Source organism: Erysipelatoclostridium sp. An173, from assembly GCF_002160495.1.
In the GTDB taxonomy this organism is placed as follows: Bacteria; Bacillota_I; Bacilli_A; order Erysipelotrichales; family Coprobacillaceae; genus Thomasclavelia; species Thomasclavelia merdavium.
In genome coordinates this window covers 1-21180 of sequence record NZ_NFKR01000004.1, presented here as the reverse complement: position 1 = coordinate 21180, position 21180 = coordinate 1, and the positions used below count along the sequence as shown (strand labels likewise).

The window sequence follows — 21180 nt, the reverse complement described above, 5'->3', positions numbered from 1 at the left end:
ACGCTTTTTAATCTATTTTAGTAATATTAGTGATATAATTATTACAATGTTAATTTAAAATATGGAGGTAATAAAAAATGATTTATACAATTACATTTAACCCATCTCTAGATTATTTAATGTATGTAAACAACTTTGAAGATGGCGAGACTAATCGTTCTTTTAAAGAAGAAATCTATCCTGGTGGAAAAGGGTTTAATGTTTCAACAATATTATGGCGTTTAAATTTACCAACAACCGCCTTAGGTTTCATTGCTGGTTTTACAGGTCAAGAAATTCAAAAACAACTATTAAAACGGGGTTTTAACTGTGATTTATGTACACTTGATAATGGGATGTCAAGAATTAACGTCAAATTAAAAAGTCAAGTAGAAACCGAAATTAATGGCAGTGGTCCTGATATTCCTAAAGATAAAATTACTGAACTATTTAAAAAATTAGAAAAATTAGAAAATGGTGATATTTTGATTCTTGCTGGTAGTATTCCTAGTTCCATGCCTAATGATACCTATGAACAAATAATGAAACTATTAAAGAATAAAGATGTTGCTATTGTTGTTGATGCAACTAATGATTTATTGAAAAAAGTATTGCCATACCATCCTTTTTTAATTAAACCTAACCAGCGTGAATTAGAAGAATTGTATCAGGTTACAATTAATAGTCGTGAAGATATTATTAAATATGCTAAAAAACTACAAGAACAAGGGGCTATCAATGTTCTTGTTTCTCTTGGAAAAGACGGAGCTTTATTAGTTGATGAAAATAAAGAAGTTTATTATTGTCCTAGTGCTAAAGGAAAATTAATCAATAGTGTTGGTAGTGGTGATAGTATGGTTGCCGGTTTTGTTGCTGGATATTTAAAAAATCATGATTATAAAGAAGCCTTAAAATTAGGCAGTGCTTGTGGTGGTGCAACTGCTTTTAGTGAAGATCTAGCACAGTTAGATTTAATTAAAGAAGTTGAAAAACAATTAACGGTAGAAAAAATAATATAATTTAAATAGCTAAATATAATAATTGGTCATAATCACTTTTGATTATGACCTTTTGACTTATCAAGAGAATTTATATATTCAATTCCTTCATAGAAGAAAAGAATAATTATCACTAGCCATGCAAACATTATATCACCATATTTATTATATGAAACATTTAATAAATTATGATAAAAGCCCTGTCTACTTGACAGAGCTAAATAATTGGTTAAATTCATCAGGAATAGGTGCTTTAAATTCCATCTTTTGATTAGTATCTGGATGTCTAAAAGCAAAAACGTGTGCATGCAATCCCATTCTTTTTAGCGGATTAGTAGTGGCTCCATATTTTTTATCACCAACAATACTATGACCAAGCGATTGCATATGAACTCTAATTTGATTTTTACGCCCCGTATCTAGATAAACTTCTACTAAGCTATTGTTTTTAGTTTCTTTTAATACTTGATAATTAGTTATCGCTAATTTCCCTTGTTTAGCAATATAAACATGTTGTGTTTTGCTTTCTTGCAAATAATTTTTAATAGTACCTTGCTTTTTTTGTAAATGTCCTTCAACAATAGCTAAATAACCGCGTTTATAAACAAGTTTATTCCAATTGTTTTGCAGTTTATTTTTTATTGTTTCATTTTTAGCAAACATCAAAACCCCAGAAGTTTCGCGATCTAAACGATGTACGATAAAAACACGAGCTTTTTTGTTCTTACTTTTTAAATAATCACTAACTATATGATAGGCTGTTTTTTCTTTTTCAAAACCACCAGACATACTCAATAACCCAGCTGGTTTATTGATAACGATCAATTGATTATCTTCATAAATTATTTCAAATTTTAAATCTTGATTATTTTTTGTTACCGTTACTACATCACCAGGTTTTAATAAATAATCAAACTGCGTTATTATCTGCTTATTTACTTGAACCTGTTTATATTTTAATAACGTCTTTACTTTCTTTTTATTATAATAATTTAATAAAAAATCAAATAAAATACTTTCTTTTTTTACCATTAAGTTATTCATCAATCTTTTCAGCCTTTACTGCCATTCCTGAAACCTGGCATTCAATCATATTATGCCCTAAATTAGTAGTTGTAAAACGAACATTAATAATCGCACTAGCATGACGACGCATAGCTTGTTCTACTGTTAAAGCCATTGCATCTTGACGTTTTGCATCTAATAATTGTTCAATATCAATATTATCATCGCTTTCTAAAGCCTGATTTAGAATCTTACTACCAAAAACAATACCTAAATTCTTAGTTATTTTATAACCAGGAATATAATCCATTGTACTCATTTCAATCATATCCATTTTATATTACCTCCATACTAATAATGGCTAGATATTTATTTCATATTAAAAATTCTATGAGTGTTAAATAATAATAGTACAGAAATTAATAGATTTACAACTAATGCTAACCACCATGGTAAAACATTAACCATTGCCACAACCATTAATACTAATTCAACAAATAAACCAAAGAAGATATTTTCTAAAGTAATCGCTTTTTGTTTTCTAGAAATCATAAATGTTTCAATAACAGTATTTAAATCCGAATTCATTAACATAATATCACTATTATCAATAACTTTTTTATCTTTAATTCCACCACGACTAATTCCAACATATGATTTTTGCAATAAAGCAATATCTTTTGAGTTATCACCAATATAAGCAACTGGACCAGCAATACTTGCCTTATCCATTATCTCTAATTTTTCTTCAACAGATAAATTATTGTAAATTCGATATTGATCATCTTCAAGATCAACGGGACCATCATTAAAAATAATTAAATCTCGATTTAATTTTGAAAGCTTAGCAAATAAATCCATTTCTTCTTCACTAACCTCAACACCATCAAAACGATCATAAATAATAGTTCGACAAGAATTCAAAGCATCCAAACCACTATTTTCTTTTATAATAATGTTTTCAGAAAATGCTTTAGCAACCCCAGTTAGAACCGCAAATGAAGAAGCTTGTTTATAAGCAAATGTTCCTGAAATTGTTAAAAAGATAATCCCAGCATACATAAATCTAAAATTATTTTCCCAATCTAATAACGGTATAAATACTGCACACAAGATACCAATAACAACAAATAATATTGAATCAACCTTACTAACCAATTCTACAATTCGATGCGTTTTTGAAGTTCCAGCTGGTGCCATCATCGCGATTTCTAAGATCTTATTCATCGCACTACGTTCATATGTATACAATATTTTAATTCTCAAAGTGTCTTTAACATTAACACTACCACTTTGAACTTCAACTCCAGGTTTAACTTCCTCTAAAACTTCACTTCCGTTGATAGCAAAAACATCAAGCTCACTTGTTCCCGATTCAATTACTCCTCCTAAAGGAATTGTTTCTCCAGGTAAAACTACTAAAATATCACCAATATCAACATCTTCTAGCGAAACCATCTCATAATCGTTTTCACCAATTTCTCGTCTTCCTAAAGTGACTGGGTTAATAGCATCATCAACTTTATCAATTGAATATCCTAATAATTTTAATAATAAACGTTCTCCTAATTGATAAACAATTGCCACAAAAATCGTTTCTACATAAGCACCATAAATAATTCCAAATAAACATGCTACAGTAATAGTAATATTTTCACTAATAAATTGTTTAACTTTTATATCTTTATATGCTTGTATTAGTGTTTTTTCACTTACGACTAACCAGGTTACTAACCATCCTAGTCTAGTTATGATATTAGGATCCTCTCTTGTTACAATCCCTAATGATAAAGCAACTACTAAAATAGCAATTCTAATCATTGCTTTTAAATATTTTTCTTGAAATAAATCTTGTGATCTAAAAGGTTTTTTCCAAAGTTCAACATCAATTGCGGGATTAACTTTATCAACCAAACGATTTAATCTTACAAGTACTTTTTTATCACTTGTAGTTACTTTTAATAACTTATTTGCAAAATCAAGACTTACGTTTTCATAAGCCGAATAACGTGAAATTACTTCTTTAATTTGTTTAGCATCTTCTTCGCTTTCTAAATTAGTAAACATAAAAATATGTTCTACTTTTTTTTCTGTAGGAACGAATTCTCTTTTTCTAGAATTAACTTCTTCTTTTAAGACCAAATCCTCCCCGGCATTTTTTAATAGCTGCTGGACATTTTCTGGTTCTTCACAATAAAATGAAATACCCGTTTTCCCTACTTTGATACGGGATACTTCTTCCATCCCGTTTAACAAAAGAGTAATTTCATTTAACTTGTCACTATCGTTAATATTATCGATATAGAAATTACTAGCCATTATAATCTCCTTTCTGATTTTCACTTAATTTTAGCATATCCACATAGATTTGCCAAATTATTCTATTCCATAAACCATTTTTAAGATTTGAGGATAATATTTTTCAAACTCTATATTATTTATTTTTCGTTTAGAAGACATTAAATGAAAATACAAACGATGTTTTAAATTTCTTACTGGCGGTACAAAATATTCAAACTGATTATTTAAATATAAACCATTGCGTTGATAAAAAGCAATTCTCCGTTTACTTTGTTCATCTTCAGGATGTTCAACTTCTAAAATAACCATTTTATCATCTAAATTAATAAAATATTGCAACATCTTGCTACCCATACCTTTTCCCTTTAAAGAACCATCTATTGCAAAATAATCAATAAATCTAAAATCATCATGTTGATAAAATGACATAATTCCAACAATTTGATCATTATCTTTTAATGTTAGTACCTGATAAAGCCCAGCATGGAATGTATCTTTCATATAATTATACTCTTTAATTTCTTTAGTAGGGAAATTATTTGATAATATTTGATAAAATCGATCAAATTCCTCTAACTTCAATAATTCATATTTCATTGTACTACTCCTATTTTTTTCTTACTCCAGTTTTTTTATTTATTAGTACGAAACTTTCTTCAAACTCTTCTTTAGTACATGATAAATCAAACTCTTTACCATAAATTTTATAATTGATTTGCAGGTGACCACTATCACGGATAACACAATCATAAACTTCACCTTTAGTAAATAAATCGCGCTGTTGCTTACCGATGACAATATTCATTGTTTTAATACAACGACACAAGCGACGTTTTCCTATATTTGCAATAGTTATCACCCCTTTCATCGTAATTATAGCATGTTATTAATTGTTTCGCCCAATAATTTACTTATTAACATAAATTAAACCCTTGAAAATCAAGGGTTTAATTCTTACTAAATTCTAATAATTCTAAGTCAGGATTCTTTTCAGTAGCCCAGCGTACAGACCAATCATTAGTAAATAATAATAAATGCTGTCCCTTTAAATCCTGTACTTTTTTAGTATCGCTAGATAAATTCAATGATTTTAAATCTTTATCTGTTTTTACCCAGCGGATATATTGATAAGGTAATGGTTCTTTAATGATTTCAACATTATATTCAGTTTTTAAACGATGTTCTAATACTTCAAATTGAAGTACCCCAACAACACCAACAATTATTTCTTCCATTCCACCGCCAAGTTCGGTAAAAATCTGAATTGCCCCTTCTTTAGCAATCTGTTCTACACCTTTAACAAACTGTTTTCTTTTCATTGTATCTTTATTACGAATCAAAGAAAAATGCTCAGGTGCAAAAGTTGGTATTCCTTCAAAAGCAAATTTTTCTTTACCAGTAGTAATTGTATCACCAATTGAGAAAATACCAGGATCAAAAACACCGATAATATCTCCAGCATATGCCTCTTCAACTTCCTGACGTTCATCAGCCATTAATTGTTTAGATTGATTTAACTTAATTTTTCTTTTACCTTGATAATGATAAACTTCCATTCCCTTAGTAAATTTACCAGAACAGATTCTAAAAAAGGCCATTCTATCACGATGTGCTTTATTCATATTAGCCTGGATCTTAAAAACAAAAGCACTAAAATCCTCACTAAATGGATCAATCATTTTTTCTCCAGTACTTCTAGGTAATGGTGAAGTTGTCATTTCCAAGAAATGTTTTAAAAATGGTTCAATTCCAAAATTAGTTAAAGCTGAACCAAAGCAAACTGGTGATAATTGCCCTTTACGAACCTTTTCTAAATCAAATTCATTACCAGCCATATCTAATAATTCAACATCTTCTTGTAATTTATTATATAACTCTTCATCAAGTTCATTAATTAATTCTGGATCATCATAATGCATTACTTTAGTATCAACTTCTTTACGTCCACCATCAACTGGGATAAAACGAATTACTTCTTTAGCATGACGTTCATAAACCCCTTTAAATTCTTTACCACAACCAATTGGCCAGTTAACTGGACAAGTGTCGATTCCTAATTCCTGTTCGATTTCTTCCATTAATTGATATGGATCTAAAGCCTCACGATCCATTTTGTTTATAAATGTAAAAATTGGGATGTGTCGCATTGTACAAACTTTAAATAATTTACGAGTTTGATCTTCGACCCCTTTACTTGCATCAATAACCATTACTGCACAATCAGCAGCCATTAATGTTCGATAAGTATCTTCGGAAAAATCTTGATGGCCTGGAGTATCAAGAATATTAATGCAAAAACCATTATAATTAAATTGTAAAACGGAAGAAGTAACCGAAATTCCTCTTTGTTTTTCAATTTCCATCCAGTCACTTGTAGCATGTTTACTATTTTTCTTCCCTTTAACGCTACCAGCCTGTTGGATAGCACCACCATATAACAAAAACTTTTCTGTTAATGTTGTTTTACCAGCATCTGGATGCGAGATGATGGCAAATGTTCTTCTTTTTTCAACTTCTGTTTTTATATCACTCATTCAATATTCTCCTTGTATTATTTATCAAACTCAATCTATCTTATTTATAGTCTTTTAATATCACATCTTTATATCTCCTTGCAAAAATAAATAATATCGATTAAAACTAGATTTGTCAACCGGATTTTACCCCGTTTACAAATCATAATATTAAAAACCACCACTTCTTTTTGAAGTGATGGTCAAAGTAGTTATTTAATTATATTTAAAATGCAAAATTACCGTCTTTAAAAATTAAGACCTCTTTACCATCTTTAGTAGTTCCTGTAATATTTAAATCACTGGTACCAATCATAAAATCAACATGTGTTAAAGAATCATTTATTCCTTTTTCAAGTAACTGCTCTTTGCTTAATTTCAAACCATCTTTTATACATTCACCAAAACCTTTTCCAATTGCTAAATGACAAGCAGCATTTTCATCATATAAAGTATTATAGAAAAGTGTTTTCATATTAGATATTGCTGAATCATAAGGAACTAAAGCAATTTCTCCTAAATAATGACTACCTTCATCAATATTTATGATTTCATTTAATACATCTTTTCCAACTTCACAATCAAAATCGACAATTTTTCCATCTTTAAACTCTATTTTAAATTTATCAATTAAATTACCATTATAATTAAGCGGCATCGAACTATATACTACCCCATTAGTACCATTTCGATATGGACTAGTAAATATTTCTTCAGTTGGAATATTAGCAAAATAATAAACTCCATCATTATTATAACTTCCACCACCGGCAAATAAATAATCATCATTTAAAGTAACTGTTAAGTTAGTTCCAAGTGAATTAGTATATGTCAATGTTTTTAAATTTAAATCATTTAAATAATTAACGCGTTTTTCAAAACTATAACGATGTTGTTGCCACGCATCAATTGGATCATCACATGTAACTTTACAAGCTTTAAAAATAGCCTGCCATAAAGCTTCTACCGCTTCTTTATCTGACATATCTGGATAGACTTTATTAGCCCATTTTATTGAACTTGCTGCTGCAATACACCAAGGATTTATTCCTAAATCCATCCCATCGTAAAATGGCTTACAAGCCATTGCCACAGAACGAGACCACAATGAGATCTTTTTAGGATCAATTCCTTTTAAACCTTCAGGATCATTGCTTTGAATACTTATAATTGCAGCATTCTTTTTAGCATAATCATTTCTAAAATGTACAAACCATTCTGGTACTTTACCAAAATTATCGATATCTTCATATTCATATTTATACTTTGATACCACTTCATCATTATATTTAACTACCACTTCACTTGCCCCAGCAAGATAAGCTTCTTTTGCAATCATTCTTGCAAGCTTAGCATTTTCAACAGGAGCATCGATTACTACGATTTGACCTTTTTGAACATTAACACCAGCTTTAACAATCAACCTAGCATATTTTAATAAATTTTCATTAAATGACATCTTATCATTCATCTCCTTTAGTTTTTTGATATATTTTTTCTAGTTCTTCACTAGCTTCTTTAAGCCCTGAGTTAGCAGCTTTTTTCAAATATTCTTTAGCTTTAACCATATCTTTAGCTATCCCATCACCATAGCTATACATATATCCTAACATAAAATTAGCTTCTGGATAATCCAGGTTAGCCGCTTTAAAAAACATTTCAAAAGCAGTTTGTTTATCAACAGTTGTAGCAATCCCATAAAAATAACAACGTCCTAAATTAAATATTGCCGGTGCATAATAATCACTATTAGCTGCTGATAAATACATATTAAACGCTAAATTAGCATCTTTTTTACAACCCAGCCCATCTTCTAAATAAACACCTAACATATTTTGGGCTGGTCCATAGTTACTTTTAGCAGCTTTTTGTAAATAGCTATAAGCCTGTTGATAATCACGTTCGATAAACTCACCTTCATCTAAATATAAGGCTAGTCGATACATTGAACGAGCATCATTTAACTTAGCCCCTTTTTGATAATATTCAATCGCTCGATGATCGTCATGGTAATCAGAGTTTTCTTCATAAATCAATCCTAAAGCATATAATGCCCCAGTATGATTTAACTTAGCTGCTCTTTGATAATAATCCATGGCTTTATCAATATTTTCTTCTACTCCTCGACCAATTTCATAAGCTAACCCTACTTGAAACAATCCTGGCGCATAATCATCATTAGCCGTTTGTAAATACAACTCAAAAGCTTTTTGATGATCTTTTTCTACCCCTTCACCATGGTCGTACAAATAAGCTAAATTAAACAAAGCACGAGGATAATTTATTTTTGCAGCCAAACGATAATATTTAATAGCCTGCTTTAAATCAACCTCAACTCCAATTCCAGCTTCATAACAATACGCTAAATTGCATTGTGCCGGCGCATACTGTAAATCAGCTGCTTCTTGATACAAAGCAACAGCTTTATTGTGATTCTGTTTTACTCCAGTACCACTTTCATAGCAATATCCTAAAGCTACCATTGCCTGAACATCACCTTGTTTACAAGCCTGACGATACCAATAAGTACTTCGATAGCTGGCATTTTTGATTTCAGGATGCCCTTCATAAAAATACCCTAACCAGAATTGGCCGCGTACATAACCTAATCTTGCCGCCTTTAAATAATTGTTTCTTGCCTGTTTTAAATCAACTTCAGTTCCTAAACCATTTTCATAACAATAAGCTAAAGAAACAAAGGCTGGGGCATAATTAGCTTGACAAGCATGTTGATACCAATAAAACGCCTTAACATAATCTTGAGTCGTTCCCTGACCAGTTTCATAACAGTATCCTAAACGATGGGCTGAACGTTCATGACCCTGATTGGCTGCTTCTTCATAACATTTAAAGGCACGATAGTAATCCTGCTCCATTCCTTCACCAAACTCTAAACAGGTTCCTAGACAAAACAGTGCTTCACTATACCCTAGTTGTGCTGCTTCAATATAACATTCAACTGCTTTATCCATATCCGCTTGAGTTCCATGACCATATTCATAACAATATCCTAAATTACAAATAGCTCTTGCAAAACCAGCTTTTGCTCCGTATCGATACAATTCAAAAGCTTTTTGATAATCCTTGATACCACCTAATCCATGTTCATATAAATAAGCTAAATTACAGCTAGCAACAACATTTCCTAAATTACTAGAACGCTGATAATATTTGCGCGCTTGAAAATAATCCTGTTTTAATGCTAAACCACGTTCATATAGATATCCTATTATACAAATACAATCACTGTTTTCTAGTTCTTCACCTTTTTGAAAATACTTTAAAGCTTGTTGATATTGACGGCGATCAAATAATTTCAATCCCTCTTCATATAATAAATGCCCATTTAATTTATCTATATCAGTTATTTGATAATCATCATTTTCTAATAACAAACATAAATCCATTCCAATTATCATTCCTTGATTGTTTTCAATTAAATATTGTTCATAATCAAGAAATTCAGTCTGGTTAATATTATCAAGTCCCAATCCCGTTTTAATCTGCGCCATGCGCTGTTCTAATTCTTCTAAATTATCATTTTGATTGTAAATCGTAATTACTTTGATATATGCTTCTTTTTCAGTTTCTATTCCTTGCGGCTTTACCTTAATTAATGCTTCTTGATCATGGATTTCTAATAGTTCATCAAACAACCATTGATTAAACAACGGTTCATAATTTATCATCCGATCTTTTATATCCATAAATTTGCTCCTTTAATAAAATAAGCAGATTAATTATCTGCTTATTGATCATTAATTACCCGAGATATTTCCTTAGAATACTTTCCTAATATCGCTGTAACCTTATTAGTTGTTTGAACAATTCCCGAAGCTCCTAAAGCCTTAAGCTTTTCATTATCAACTAAATTATCGTCATTTACAAAGAAAGTAACTTTAGAAGAAGTAGCTGTAGTTTCTTTGATATTAGACTTACCACCAACTGCTTCAATAATTTTATTAACATCAACAGGAATATCAGCTGATGTTACTTGCTTTGGACCTTTATTTTTCATTGATTTTATAAAAATATAAGCTAAAATAACAATAACTATAATTGCAATTAAAATATATGGTAAATAATTCATTAAAATAACCCCCTATTAATTATTGCTTAATTATAGTATACTATACCATGAATAAAAAAACTATCTTTTTTATAAGGAGGGATTTTGTGGAAGAAAAAGAAAAATCCGTAATCTGTAAACCTTTATTGATTGTTATTTTATTACTATGCTTTATTAGCTGTTTAGGAATCAAAAGTGCTACTCCTTTAATTACCGTTGGGAATCCAAGTACATATTGGATTAGGCAGTTAGTATTTTATGCTATATCTTTTGTTGTAATAGCTATTGTTTATAAAGTATCAAATGACCGGATCTATTCTTCTATGTGGATTATATATGGTATTTTAATGGTCTTGTTAGTAGGATTAGCTGTTGAACATTTCTTAATTACTCATTTTGGTATTTCGATTATACCCTTAGCCAAAAATAACAACGGGGCCACATCATGGTACACATTACCAGGCTTTGACTTACAGCCATCAGAATTCATGAAAATTATTATGGTTGTGGTTATGGCTGATACTATTGATAAACACAATAATCGTTATTTAGTTCATGACTTTCATAACGATTTGATTTTAATTGGTAAGATCTTAGCAATTTCTTTACCACCCTGTATTCTAGTTTATCTTCAAAATGACTCTGGAGTAGCTATGATCATGCTTTCATCAATTGTTTTTATTCTCTTTATGTCGGGAATAAGAGCGGGATGGTTTATTATTGGTGGTATCATTGCTTTAGTTATAATTATAATCATGGTTTATCTTTTCGTTTACCAGCATGATGTTTTTGCAAGTATCATTGGTGGCGGTCATAAATTAAGTCGTTTTTATGGCTGGATCGATCCTGAAGGTACTTATAATGAAGAAGGTTATCAATTATTTAATGCGATGCTTTCATATGGTACTGCTGGTCTATGGGGATATGGCTTAGAGAATGCTGTTATTTCTTTACCAGAAGCCCAGACCGATTTTATCTTTGCTGTTATTTCTTTAAGTTTCGGTTTTATCGGTGGTGGTTTTACAATTTTAGTTATTTGTGCATTAGATGCAATAATTATCAGAATTGGTTTTAGAGCTAAAAATAATCGTGATAAATATTTGACCGCTGGAATTCTTGGTCTTTTAATCTTCCAGCAGGTTTGGAATATTGGTATGGTTCTTGGCTTATTACCAATAACCGGTATCACCCTGCCGTTTTTATCATATGGTGGTTCTTCATTATTATCTTATATGATCGCAATAGGAATTTTCTTAGATATGGAACGTCAGACAAGAATAATTGAAGGTAAAAAACGTTATTAAAAAGAGATGGTTAATATGATAATCATATTAGACCACCTCTTTTTTTATCTCTATTAATTGATTAGTATAAGGATGAATAAACGATAATTCAACACTATCTAAATAATATTTAATATCTATATTCGAACCATATAAACTATCGCCAGTAAGTGGATGATGTAAACTAGCTAAATGAACTCTAATTTGATGAGTTCGGCCGGTTTCTAAAACACATCTTACTTTACTTTGTTGATTACCACTTTCAATTACTTGATAGTGAGTGACAGCTTTTTTACCAGTATCACTAATAATCCGTTTAACACTGTTTTCTACTTTAGCTATCGCTTTATCGATTGTTCCAAATCCTTCTAATTTTCCATCAACCAGGCAATGATAAACTCGTTTAATCTGTTTAATATCTTTAGAAAGCAAATAATGACTATAACGGTCTTTAGCCACTAATAATAGTCCTTGAGTATCTTTATCTAAACGATTAACTAAATGAATAGCAGCATTTATATTGTTTTTTCGATAATATGCACTTAAGGCATTAGCTAGAGTTTTATCTGGATATCTTCGAGTCGGAATACTTGGCAAACCGGCAGGCTTATCAACTACCAAATAGTAAGGATCTTCATAATAAATTTTTAAATTTATATCATATGAAGATAATTCATTATTTTCTAATGGCCATATCAATTCAATAATATCACCTTTATTCAAAATATAACGAACACTTTGATGACTACCATTGACTAAAATATCCCCTTTAGTTTTTATCGCCTTAATAGCCTTTTTACTTAGATTTTGTTTAAATAAAAATTCTCTTAATAAAATACCACTTTCACAAGCTACATATCTCATTCGCAAATAAACGCCCTTCTAATTCTTTGAATAAAAGACATTGATCGATATTCGATAAAATTAACTGTCTTTGTTGCAATACGAATTTCTATTTTTTCAACATCACTAAAATCAAAATGAAGATTATCAATTCCCATACTAACACATTTAAAATGATTGCTTTCTAATTTAATAACCCTATTGGCATCTAAAATCATACTTGCTCCTAAACTACGGTAAGCATTATGTTGAATTGGTGCTACTTCTGTTAGCTGCATTAAAGGAGTTCCAGGATAAATAACTGCCCCACCAATAGATTTATTATAAGCAGTTGATCCTGATGGTGTAGAAACACATAAACCATTACCCCTAAATACTTCTAATAGTTCATCATCAATATAAACATTAATTACCTGCGTAACAAAGCCATAATCAATTCGCATTTCATTTAACGCTAAATAAGTATCTTTTTTTCCATGACGATAAACACTTACTTCTAATAAATTACGATGATTGATTTTATACTGATTATTTTTAATTGCCATAATTAATTCATCTATTTCATCTTTTAAATAATCTGTATAAAAGCCTAATGTCCCAGTATGAACTCCGATATACCCCACATCTTGATTTAAATACTGGTGGACTGATGTTAGCATCGTTCCATCACCACCAACACTAATTACTAAATCAGGCTTTTCCTGATTATAGTTTGCAATTTCTTTTAGCCCATCTTTAATTTCTTGAGCTATTTTTTTTGATAATTCATCTTGTTTAGTTACTAATGCATATTGTATCATTGTTTTCACCAACCTTAGCGTTTATAATATATTATATACCAATGGAGGATACTATGGAAGAAAACTTAGAAATAGAATTTAAAATCTTAATTACTAAAGAAATATTTGATCAGATTATTAATGATCATCAAATTGATTGCTGTTATAAACAAACAAACCATTATTTATCACATCCTAGATTATCTAAACTAAGATATTCTTTAAGAATTCGCGATAAAAACGATCAATTTGAATTAACTTTAAAACAACCTCAAAAACAAGGCACTTTAGAAACAAATTTAATGATTGATAAAGAAACAAAAGAAAAAATCCTTAATCATCAATTAGTTACTAATGAAGTATTTGATAAACTAAAACCCTTAAATCTTAATAGCACTATGTTTATTACCGATTATAGTTTGACAACTACTCGTTATGAAATCAGCACCCCAGATGGTCTTATTTGTGTTGATTATAATGTCTATAATAATATTATTGATTATGAATTAGAATATGAAGTACTTGATTATAAAAGAGGTAAACAAGCATTTTTAGATTTCATCAATCAATATCACTTAGATTATTCTAGAAACTGTATGAGTAAAATTAACCGTGTAATAACTAGTATCCAAAATAAAAAGCAGTGATGACACGATACATTCACTGCTATTTTTCACTTCGATAAGCCTCTTTAATCGAATCTGGATTGTTAACAAATTGCGGACAAGATTCGCTATTTGGACATTCTGCCAATTTACGTAATTCTCGAGGAATAAACACTCTAATCTCTTCAGCATTATATCCAACTTGAAAACGTCGTTCATCAATCATAATTGGTCGTTTTAAAACTGATGGATTAGCTTGAATGAATTTTATCAATTCATTGATTGACATACTATCTAAATCAATATCATTTTCTTTGATTATTTTACTTCTTTTAGAAATGATATCGTCTGTTCCATTTTCACTTCGCTCTAACAATTCTCTTAATTCAACTTCTCTAAGCAAGGTTGAAAAAATATTCTTTTCCACATAAGGAATATTATGTTCTTTCAGCCATGCCTTTACTTTTCGACATGATGCACAACTAGGTGCCGTGTAAATGCGAATCATAATATCATCTCCCTTACCTTTACTATTATACATTAATTTAATTTTTTTTCTATCCTTTTTAAATAATAATACCGAAAATAAGGAACTTGATCAGTTAATCAAGTTCCTCAATCATTTTAATAATCATACTTTTATCATAACCAATTTCCATCATTTTATTTAAAAATGTCCGGATTTTTTGATCACTAACTTCTTTTTTTAAATCATCAATTAAATTACTATCTTCACTTACATAACGACCCTGAGCTCGTTTACTATAGATTATTCCCGTTCTTTCTAGCTCGCTTAATGCTTTTTGAATGGTATTAGGATTAACACTATATACTAAAGCTAGCTCACGTACTGAAGCAATTTTATCACCACAATGATATTTACCAACAAAAATATCTTTTTTAATTTCTTCCATTACTTGCAGATAAATCGGTAAATTAGGATCAAATTCATTCTTCATTGTTTCACCTACTCTACTTCAATTTGATGATTAATCAAATAGACTGTTGCAATGTAGAAAATAACCGATAAAACTATACAAAGGGCAATTGACACTAACATATCATCACTAGCTATTGGTAACTTCATAAGAAGATTGGCGATTAAGATCCATCCAATAAAATAAAGGGCAATCCCTGATACTGTTTTATATTTAGGGACAAATTTTGTCTTTGTAAATGTTATAACTAAATAAAATGATAAAATTATTGTTGCCATAGCAATCATCGCGTTGACAAATTCCATTACAATATTACCTAAATGATCAACAATATAAGTAAAACTGTTTCTAGTAAGCTCTATAACCTCTAATAATGACACTTCACCAGTAGCCATTACTAAAATCATTATCCCAATCAATAAAACCAATGTACTAATAACAACCCAAATCAAACTACCAATTAATTTAGCACCAATTAAATTTTCCGTTCTAACCGGTAAAGTCAAAGTTAAATAACCAGGTCGTTTATACATTGAACGATTAAAACTGATAATTACATTTAAAAATATCGCAATAAATATTCCCGTAAAAGCTATCGCAACTAAAATTGACAATATATTACTGATAAATACTGGAACTAATGGTGTAATTGCACAAAGCATCAAAAAAACAACAAAAGTCAATAAATATTGGCGATATGATTCGATTATTTCATACTTTAATAACTTTAACATCTAAATACCTCCCGAAATGCTTCATCAATTGATTGTTTTCTTTCATGACGTAGTTGTTCAGTTTCTTGATGTAAGACAACTTTTCCTTCCTTTAAAAATACTACTTCATCAAAAATTGTTTCTAAATCACTGATCAAATGTGTTGAAATCAAAACCAAAGCATCTTCATCATAATTATTTAAAATAACATCTAAAATCACTTCACGTGCCGCTGGGTCAACTCCAGCAATCGGTTCATCTAAAATATATAATTTAGCTTTTCTAGACATTACTAAACATAATTGAAACTTTTCTTTCATCCCTTTAGATAAAGATTTAATTTTCATATTTGGTTCTAAATTAAAACGTTTCATCAATTCTAGACAATTATCTTTTTGGAAATCCTGATATAAATCACTAAAAATATTTAATACATCTTTAATATACATCCAATCTTGAAAATAATTTTCATCCGGCAAATAAGAAATAATTTTTCTAGATTCCACCCCAATTGGATTACCATCTACTAAAATATTACCTTGATAATCTTTTAATAGACCATTAATGATTTTAATCAACGTTGTTTTTCCTGAACCATTAGGACCTAATAAACCAACAATTTTACCTGACTGTAATGTTAAAGTCACATTGTCCAATGCTTTAAAACGCCCATATTTTTTGGTAACGTTGTCAATTTTCAACAATTCACTCATAACTAACCTCCTACTGTATTAATACACTAATACAGTAACACGTATTATGAATCTTGTCAACACTATTTCTTTACTAACTGGTTATAAAGTAACTCATGGATAAATGAATAGCCTATCTCTAATTTCTTTTTTAAATGTAAATATTTACCAATACTTTTTTCATCATTAATTTCTAATTGACTGCAAATTTTTAAAAACCGGTCATAATCTTCCACGTATATTTTATCTATCATATGTTCAACATACTGTTTTTTGATACGTTCATTGCGCGTTAAGCCATATTCTTTAAGCAAGCCTTCATCATACATATGATAATTAAATTTAGTAAGTGGCTGTTTTTTTAAATAGTCATTAATTAAATTACGCTGTTTCATCATCGTTAAAGAACGATATGATAGTTTACCATTAGAATTAATTTCAACAACAACACTATATTTACCATCACCGACTATAAAGATTCGATTAAAATATTTTTTTTCATATAAATTAATACAACCATAAATAAAATCATGTAATGTATCTTGATCAACTAAATAACCTTTTAGCCGCGAGATGATTTCTAAATCATCATCTTCATCCCATTCATATGGTTCTAAAAGTTCTTCATCTTCTTTAACCCAATTTACAATAATATCTTTCATAGTTTCCTCCCATATAAATATATGTTAATTTTGTTAAATCATGTTTTCCTATCTTTTTATTTTCAATTAAGTTATAATAATCGCGAGGTGAAAAGATGGAATTAATTAAAAATATCATTGTTTATAGTATCCTCGGAGCTATTCAAGGGTTTAGTGAACCTATCCCTATTTCTAGTAGTGGTCACTTAGTTATTTTTCAAAGTATTTTTAAAAAACTAGGATTAATGGTGCCAATAAACGATATTACTTTTGAAGTCATCGTTAATACTGGCTCTTTACTTGCAATCATGTATTATTATCGTCAACAAATAATCGGATTATTCATCGCGTTTTTTAGCTATATTTTTGATTCAAGAAAAAGGAACTATTATGAAAACGAATTTAGATATTGTGTATTACTAATTGTTGCAACAATCCCAGCTGCTATTGGTGGTTTTTTCCTTAATGATAAAATTGAGGCTGCTTTTTCTGCCCCAAAATTAGTCGGCTGTTGTCTTTTAGTCACTGCAATCTTTCTGCTTTTAATTCATAAATTTGGCTATCATGGCAAAAGGACTGCTCGTAAGATAAATCTTTTTGACGCTTTAAGACTGGGCTTTTTTCAATTATTGGCCCTGCTTCCTGGTATTTCCCGTAGTGGTGCTACTTTAACTGGTGGTATGTTAGGTGGTTTAACACAAAAAGCCGCTCGAGATTTTTCCTTTTTCATGTTTATGCCTGTAAGTATTGGAGCAATTATTTTAAAACTAGGTGACTTTTTTCGTTCAACTGCATTAAGTACACTTTGGTTACCATATTTAATTGCATTTATTGTTAGTGGAGTTGTTACATATTTCTCTTTAAAATTATTATTTAAATTTTTAAGTAATAGAAAATTACATATTTTTTCAGTATATTGTTTATTTGTTGGAATCATATGTGTTTTATTCCTATAAAAAAATCCTACCAATATAATTATTGGTGGGATTTTTTTTATAAATCACTAATTTTAATGATCTGATTAAAATTAATTTCTTGATTAACTATTGTTAATCTTTTACATTCAAAATCAATTTTACTAACTAAACCTGTGCGTAAAACATATTCACCTTGATTATAATAAACAACCGTAATCATCATACCCGGCTGTACCTGTTTAATTTTCCAATTTAGTTCATCTAAAGCATCAGGGGCTAGCTCAACTGGATCAACAGTTATTTTTTGTTTAGCCTTTAAATAATCTTTAAACCCTTTTAATGAATCAAAAGAAAGAAATAAGCGCGCTCGTTTTTCTAGATTATTCACCATTATGACCTCCAATTAATTTATTACGCTTTAAAGTAGTCGCCTTTTCTAATAAATCCATCCCTTTAAAAACAGCATTTTTCCCATAGCGTCCTTTAATATTAATTAATGCTTCTTGTAACTTACGTTCCTTTTCAATTTCTTGATAATCAGTAAATAAATCATAAGCTTCATATTTTTCATCAATTACACCTCCAAAACTAATTCCTAACCTTCTAATTGGACAGTTTAAATGTGTTGTTCGTTTATATAATGTTATAAACTCCGATAATAAAATTCGATAAGAATTAGTACAAACCCCTATTTTTAACGAACCACCAGTTGCTTTAATTTTTTTATTACTATAACCAACATATAAGGCAATATGTCTAGTTACTAAATGCTGCTCTACTAAATCAAGCACTTTTAACTCAACCATTTCTTTCATCGCTAATAATGCATCTTCATAACTATAATCTTCAAATAGAACCTGCGAGTGTGAAATCGAATTATTTTCTGGCTGATATTTTTTTATTTGGGCAATCGTTGTTGGTTCTTTACCCCAGGCATGATCGATTAAATATTTGGCATTAACTCCAAATTCTTGATATAAGATCTTTTCATCACAAAAAGCAACGCCTGCCATATCAAAAATTTGATATTTAGCTAATCGTTTAGCGATTCCCCTACCAACATGCCAAAAATCAGTGATTGGCTGATGATGCCAAAGAGTCTGCTTATAAAGATGTTCATTTAAAATACCAATATTACTAGGATTATGTTTGGCACTAATATCTAATGCTACTTTACTTAAATATAAATTACTGCCAATGCCAGCGGTTGCTGTAATACCAGTAGTTTCAAAAATATCATCAATAATCATTCTAGCCATTTGTAATGGCGTTTTACGATATAATTTAAAATAAGTGCTAATATCCAAAAATGCTTCATCAATAGAATAAACATGAATATCATCATCGCAGACATATTTTAAATAAATTTCATAAATATTAGCTGCATATTGCATATATAATTTCATCCGTGGTTTTGCAATTATTAGATCAAGATAAGATGGAATTTCAAATAAACGACAACGATTTTTTATTCCCAGCGCTTTTAGTTTTGGTGATATTGCTAGACACAAAGCCCCTTTACCACGCTCTTTATCTGCAACTGCTAAATTTACTTTAAAGGGATCTAAATTTCGTTCAACACATTCAACAGAAGCAAAAAAAGTTTTTAAATCAATGCACAAATATACCCGTTTCAATCCAATCACCTCAATGCCATTATAGTATCCAAAATGTGCATATTCAAATAAATTATGCAATTGTGTGCTACTTATTGAATTGAAATCCTTTATTTTCCATTTATCTTCAGGTATAATTTTAATTGAGGTGACAACGATGGAGTTAAAACAATTTATTAAAGAGTATAAATCTCGTTATCATTTAACAAATCAACAAATCGCTAAAGAATTTGGCGTAACTCATACTACCGTTGGCCGCTGGTTAAACGGCTCTGTTAAATCATTACAACAAGAAACAATTGATAAAATGTCAGAGGTTTTAGAATTTGATGTTGGTTCGCTATTGAACGGAACTGCAATCACTTTAAAAAAACCGATTTTAGGGATAGCTAAAGGCGGATATGATTTATTTTTGGATAATAACTATCTCGGTGAGGAAAGAATCACTTTAGAAGAATATCATTTAGGTGACTATTTTTTAAAAGTAACTGGTGATTCTATGAAAGATGCTGGAATTGTTGATGGTAGTTTAATATATGTAAAAAGTCAAGATACAGTTAAAAATAACGATATCGCTGTTATTCAAATTGGTGATCAAGTAACAATTAAAAAATATTATCAAGATGATACTGGAATTACTTTGATAGCCTGTAATCCATCAATAAATGATGTTCATTATACTTTAAAAGAAGCTAATGATTTACCGGTTAAAGTTATTGGTAAAGTCATTTTTGTAAAAAATTATTTTTAAAAAAAGATAGAATTACAAAATTCTATCTTTATTATTTACAAGCAATTACTTCAACTTCAATTAAAGCACCCTTTGGTAATTTTCCTACCTCAACAGCACTTCTTGCTGGAAATGGCTCTACAAAATATGTTGCATAAATTTCATTTACCGTATTAAAATCTTCCATGTTATCTAAAAATACTGTTGTTTTTATAACATTAGAAAAATCCAATCCTTGACTTTCTAATAAGCCTTTAACATTCTTTAATGCCTGATGCGCTTGTGCTTCGATTCCTTCTGGCATTTCATTAGTTTCTGGATTTAATGGGATTTGTCCTGAAAAGAAATATAAATCACCAACATTAATTCCTTGACTATATGGTCCAATTGCTCCTGGAGCTTTATTTGTTTTTACTACATTTTTCATTTTCTATTCCTCCTTGTTTTTCAGGTAGTGTCAAAAATAGTTAGTTTATTTTATATATAAATTAACTTAAAACCTCATTCTACCTTGGTTTTTATATATTTTGATTAATTTCCCCATGAAATCAATCTATA

24 protein-coding genes are annotated in these 21180 nt (G+C 29.7%); 5 read left to right on the top strand and 19 right to left on the bottom strand.

Annotated elements, in window-relative coordinates; translation table 11 throughout:
- Positions 1-77 precede the first annotated feature (77 nt).
- On the top strand, positions 78-998 hold the full coding sequence (gene pfkB, locus B5F09_RS02570; protein ID WP_087371282.1) for a 1-phosphofructokinase: 921 nt from the start codon (positions 78-80) through the stop codon (positions 996-998).
- Between the two features lie 183 nt (positions 999-1181).
- On the opposite strand, the gene B5F09_RS02565 is transcribed toward pfkB, so the two are convergent.
- The 9 genes from B5F09_RS02565 to B5F09_RS02525 form a co-directional block, all read right to left on the bottom strand.
- Positions 1182-2021 (bottom strand): RluA family pseudouridine synthase, encoded by an 840-nt coding sequence (locus B5F09_RS02565; RefSeq protein WP_087371279.1) that lies wholly within the window; start codon positions 2019-2021, stop codon positions 1182-1184.
- On the bottom strand, positions 2014-2316 hold the full coding sequence (locus tag B5F09_RS02560; RefSeq protein WP_087299025.1) for a YbjQ family protein: 303 nt from the start codon (positions 2314-2316) through the stop codon (positions 2014-2016). The genes B5F09_RS02565 and B5F09_RS02560 overlap by 8 nt, the downstream gene beginning before the upstream one ends.
- 35 nt (positions 2317-2351) lie before the next feature.
- Positions 2352-4301, bottom strand: a complete 1950-nt coding sequence (locus tag B5F09_RS02555) for a hypothetical protein (RefSeq protein ID WP_087371276.1) — start codon at positions 4299-4301, stop codon at positions 2352-2354.
- Between the two features lie 57 nt (positions 4302-4358).
- Complete coding sequence (locus tag B5F09_RS02550) at positions 4359-4880, bottom strand: GNAT family N-acetyltransferase (RefSeq protein WP_087371274.1); 522 nt, start codon at positions 4878-4880, stop codon at positions 4359-4361.
- A 10-nt stretch (positions 4881-4890) separates the two neighbouring features.
- On the bottom strand, positions 4891-5151 hold the full coding sequence (locus B5F09_RS02545) for a hypothetical protein (protein ID WP_204215184.1): 261 nt from the start codon (positions 5149-5151) through the stop codon (positions 4891-4893).
- 79 nt (positions 5152-5230) lie between these two features.
- Complete coding sequence (locus tag B5F09_RS02540) at positions 5231-6817, bottom strand: peptide chain release factor 3 (RefSeq protein WP_087299031.1); 1587 nt, start codon at positions 6815-6817, stop codon at positions 5231-5233.
- A 205-nt stretch (positions 6818-7022) separates the two neighbouring features.
- Positions 7023-8255 carry an aminopeptidase gene (locus B5F09_RS02535; RefSeq protein WP_087299033.1) on the bottom strand — a complete coding sequence of 411 codons (1233 nt, stop codon included), beginning with the start codon at positions 8253-8255 and terminating at the stop codon, positions 7023-7025.
- A 4-nt stretch (positions 8256-8259) separates the two neighbouring features.
- Entirely contained in the window at positions 8260-10503 is a 2244-nt protein-coding gene (locus B5F09_RS02530) for a tetratricopeptide repeat protein (protein ID WP_087371270.1), read from the bottom strand.
- A gap of 41 nt (positions 10504-10544) precedes the next feature.
- A complete protein-coding gene (locus B5F09_RS02525) occupies positions 10545-10886 on the bottom strand; it encodes a PTS transporter subunit EIIB (RefSeq protein ID WP_087299037.1) in 342 nt (113 codons plus the stop codon).
- An 86-nt stretch (positions 10887-10972) separates the two neighbouring features.
- Here B5F09_RS02525 and B5F09_RS02520 point away from each other — a divergent pair, with 86 nt between their 5' ends.
- Complete coding sequence (locus B5F09_RS02520; RefSeq protein ID WP_087371267.1) at positions 10973-12169, top strand: FtsW/RodA/SpoVE family cell cycle protein; 1197 nt, start codon at positions 10973-10975, stop codon at positions 12167-12169.
- A 27-nt stretch (positions 12170-12196) separates the two neighbouring features.
- Here B5F09_RS02520 and B5F09_RS02515 read toward each other — a convergent pair whose 3' ends face one another.
- Positions 12197-13012, bottom strand: coding sequence for an RluA family pseudouridine synthase (locus B5F09_RS02515; protein ID WP_087371264.1), 816 nt, complete (start codon positions 13010-13012; stop codon positions 12197-12199).
- On the bottom strand, positions 13009-13791 hold the full coding sequence (locus B5F09_RS02510; protein ID WP_087299043.1) for an NAD kinase: 783 nt from the start codon (positions 13789-13791) through the stop codon (positions 13009-13011). The genes B5F09_RS02515 and B5F09_RS02510 overlap by 4 nt, the downstream gene beginning before the upstream one ends.
- A gap of 53 nt (positions 13792-13844) precedes the next feature.
- Here B5F09_RS02510 and B5F09_RS02505 point away from each other — a divergent pair, with 53 nt between their 5' ends.
- Positions 13845-14417: a CYTH domain-containing protein gene (locus B5F09_RS02505; RefSeq protein WP_087371262.1), complete on the top strand. Its 573-nt coding sequence runs from the start codon at positions 13845-13847 to the stop codon at positions 14415-14417.
- 19 nt (positions 14418-14436) lie between these two features.
- Here B5F09_RS02505 and spx read toward each other — a convergent pair whose 3' ends face one another.
- The 5 genes from spx to B5F09_RS02480 form a co-directional block, all read right to left on the bottom strand.
- The gene (gene spx, locus B5F09_RS02500; RefSeq protein WP_087299047.1) at positions 14437-14883 is read right to left on the bottom strand and encodes a transcriptional regulator Spx; all 447 of its coding nucleotides are present in this window, start codon (positions 14881-14883) and stop codon (positions 14437-14439) included.
- A gap of 94 nt (positions 14884-14977) precedes the next feature.
- Positions 14978-15334: a GntR family transcriptional regulator gene (locus B5F09_RS02495; protein ID WP_087371258.1), complete on the bottom strand. Its 357-nt coding sequence runs from the start codon at positions 15332-15334 to the stop codon at positions 14978-14980.
- Positions 15335-15342: 8 nt separating this feature from the next.
- On the bottom strand, positions 15343-16047 hold the full coding sequence (locus B5F09_RS02490) for a hypothetical protein (RefSeq protein ID WP_087299051.1): 705 nt from the start codon (positions 16045-16047) through the stop codon (positions 15343-15345).
- Positions 16041-16739: an ABC transporter ATP-binding protein gene (locus B5F09_RS02485; RefSeq protein WP_087299053.1), complete on the bottom strand. Its 699-nt coding sequence runs from the start codon at positions 16737-16739 to the stop codon at positions 16041-16043. The genes B5F09_RS02490 and B5F09_RS02485 overlap by 7 nt, the downstream gene beginning before the upstream one ends.
- Positions 16740-16801: 62 nt before the next feature.
- Positions 16802-17380 carry a hypothetical protein gene (locus tag B5F09_RS02480; RefSeq protein WP_087299055.1) on the bottom strand — a complete coding sequence of 193 codons (579 nt, stop codon included), beginning with the start codon at positions 17378-17380 and terminating at the stop codon, positions 16802-16804.
- Between the two features lie 95 nt (positions 17381-17475).
- On the opposite strand from B5F09_RS02480, the gene B5F09_RS02475 reads away from it, so the two are divergent.
- The gene (locus tag B5F09_RS02475; protein WP_087371255.1) at positions 17476-18315 is read left to right on the top strand and encodes an undecaprenyl-diphosphate phosphatase; all 840 of its coding nucleotides are present in this window, start codon (positions 17476-17478) and stop codon (positions 18313-18315) included.
- 37 nt (positions 18316-18352) lie between these two features.
- On the opposite strand, the gene B5F09_RS02470 is transcribed toward B5F09_RS02475, so the two are convergent.
- Positions 18353-18667 carry a YolD-like family protein gene (locus B5F09_RS02470; protein WP_087371252.1) on the bottom strand — a complete coding sequence of 105 codons (315 nt, stop codon included), beginning with the start codon at positions 18665-18667 and terminating at the stop codon, positions 18353-18355.
- Positions 18657-19913: a DNA repair protein gene (locus B5F09_RS02465; protein ID WP_087371249.1), complete on the bottom strand. Its 1257-nt coding sequence runs from the start codon at positions 19911-19913 to the stop codon at positions 18657-18659. The genes B5F09_RS02470 and B5F09_RS02465 overlap by 11 nt, the downstream gene beginning before the upstream one ends.
- A 136-nt stretch (positions 19914-20049) precedes the next feature.
- Between B5F09_RS02465 and B5F09_RS02460 the strand changes: the two genes are divergently transcribed.
- On the top strand, positions 20050-20643 hold the full coding sequence (locus B5F09_RS02460; RefSeq protein WP_087299063.1) for a LexA family transcriptional regulator: 594 nt from the start codon (positions 20050-20052) through the stop codon (positions 20641-20643).
- A 31-nt stretch (positions 20644-20674) separates the two neighbouring features.
- Here the strand turns inward: B5F09_RS02460 and B5F09_RS02455 are convergent, their stop codons facing one another.
- Entirely contained in the window at positions 20675-21049 is a 375-nt protein-coding gene (locus B5F09_RS02455; protein WP_087371246.1) for a RidA family protein, read from the bottom strand.
- Positions 21050-21180: the final 131 nt, after the last annotated feature.

Bases quoted from the DNA above. Each gene is read 5' to 3' on its own strand.
- B5F09_RS02540 (WP_087299031.1), bottom strand. From the start codon at position 6,817: ATGAGTGATATAAAAACAGAAGTTGAAAAAAGAAGAACATTTGCCATC.
- B5F09_RS02460 (WP_087299063.1), top strand. From the start codon at position 20,050: ATGGAGTTAAAACAATTTATTAAAGAGTATAAATCTCGTTATCATTTA.
- B5F09_RS02490 (WP_087299051.1), bottom strand. From the start codon at position 16,047: ATGTTAAAGTTATTAAAGTATGAAATAATCGAATCATATCGCCAATAT.
- B5F09_RS02505 (WP_087371262.1), top strand. From the start codon at position 13,845: ATGGAAGAAAACTTAGAAATAGAATTTAAAATCTTAATTACTAAAGAA.
- B5F09_RS02530 (WP_087371270.1), bottom strand. From the start codon at position 10,503: ATGGATATAAAAGATCGGATGATAAATTATGAACCGTTGTTTAATCAA.
- B5F09_RS02475 (WP_087371255.1), top strand. From the start codon at position 17,476: ATGGAATTAATTAAAAATATCATTGTTTATAGTATCCTCGGAGCTATT.
- spx (WP_087299047.1), bottom strand. From the start codon at position 14,883: ATGATTCGCATTTACACGGCACCTAGTTGTGCATCATGTCGAAAAGTA.
- B5F09_RS02555 (WP_087371276.1), bottom strand. From the start codon at position 4,301: ATGGCTAGTAATTTCTATATCGATAATATTAACGATAGTGACAAGTTA.
- B5F09_RS02560 (WP_087299025.1), bottom strand. From the start codon at position 2,316: ATGGATATGATTGAAATGAGTACAATGGATTATATTCCTGGTTATAAA.
- B5F09_RS02545 (WP_204215184.1), bottom strand. From the start codon at position 5,151: ATGAAAGGGGTGATAACTATTGCAAATATAGGAAAACGTCGCTTGTGT.
- B5F09_RS02525 (WP_087299037.1), bottom strand. From the start codon at position 10,886: ATGAATTATTTACCATATATTTTAATTGCAATTATAGTTATTGTTATT.
- B5F09_RS02510 (WP_087299043.1), bottom strand. From the start codon at position 13,791: ATGATACAATATGCATTAGTAACTAAACAAGATGAATTATCAAAAAAA.
- B5F09_RS02455 (WP_087371246.1), bottom strand. From the start codon at position 21,049: ATGAAAAATGTAGTAAAAACAAATAAAGCTCCAGGAGCAATTGGACCA.
- B5F09_RS02485 (WP_087299053.1), bottom strand. From the start codon at position 16,739: ATGAGTGAATTGTTGAAAATTGACAACGTTACCAAAAAATATGGGCGT.
- B5F09_RS02470 (WP_087371252.1), bottom strand. From the start codon at position 18,667: ATGGTGAATAATCTAGAAAAACGAGCGCGCTTATTTCTTTCTTTTGAT.
- pfkB (WP_087371282.1), top strand. From the start codon at position 78: ATGATTTATACAATTACATTTAACCCATCTCTAGATTATTTAATGTAT.
- B5F09_RS02495 (WP_087371258.1), bottom strand. From the start codon at position 15,334: ATGAAGAATGAATTTGATCCTAATTTACCGATTTATCTGCAAGTAATG.
- B5F09_RS02565 (WP_087371279.1), bottom strand. From the start codon at position 2,021: ATGAATAACTTAATGGTAAAAAAAGAAAGTATTTTATTTGATTTTTTA.
- B5F09_RS02515 (WP_087371264.1), bottom strand. From the start codon at position 13,012: ATGAGATATGTAGCTTGTGAAAGTGGTATTTTATTAAGAGAATTTTTA.
- B5F09_RS02535 (WP_087299033.1), bottom strand. From the start codon at position 8,255: ATGTCATTTAATGAAAATTTATTAAAATATGCTAGGTTGATTGTTAAA.
- B5F09_RS02480 (WP_087299055.1), bottom strand. From the start codon at position 17,380: ATGAAAGATATTATTGTAAATTGGGTTAAAGAAGATGAAGAACTTTTA.
- B5F09_RS02550 (WP_087371274.1), bottom strand. From the start codon at position 4,880: ATGAAATATGAATTATTGAAGTTAGAGGAATTTGATCGATTTTATCAA.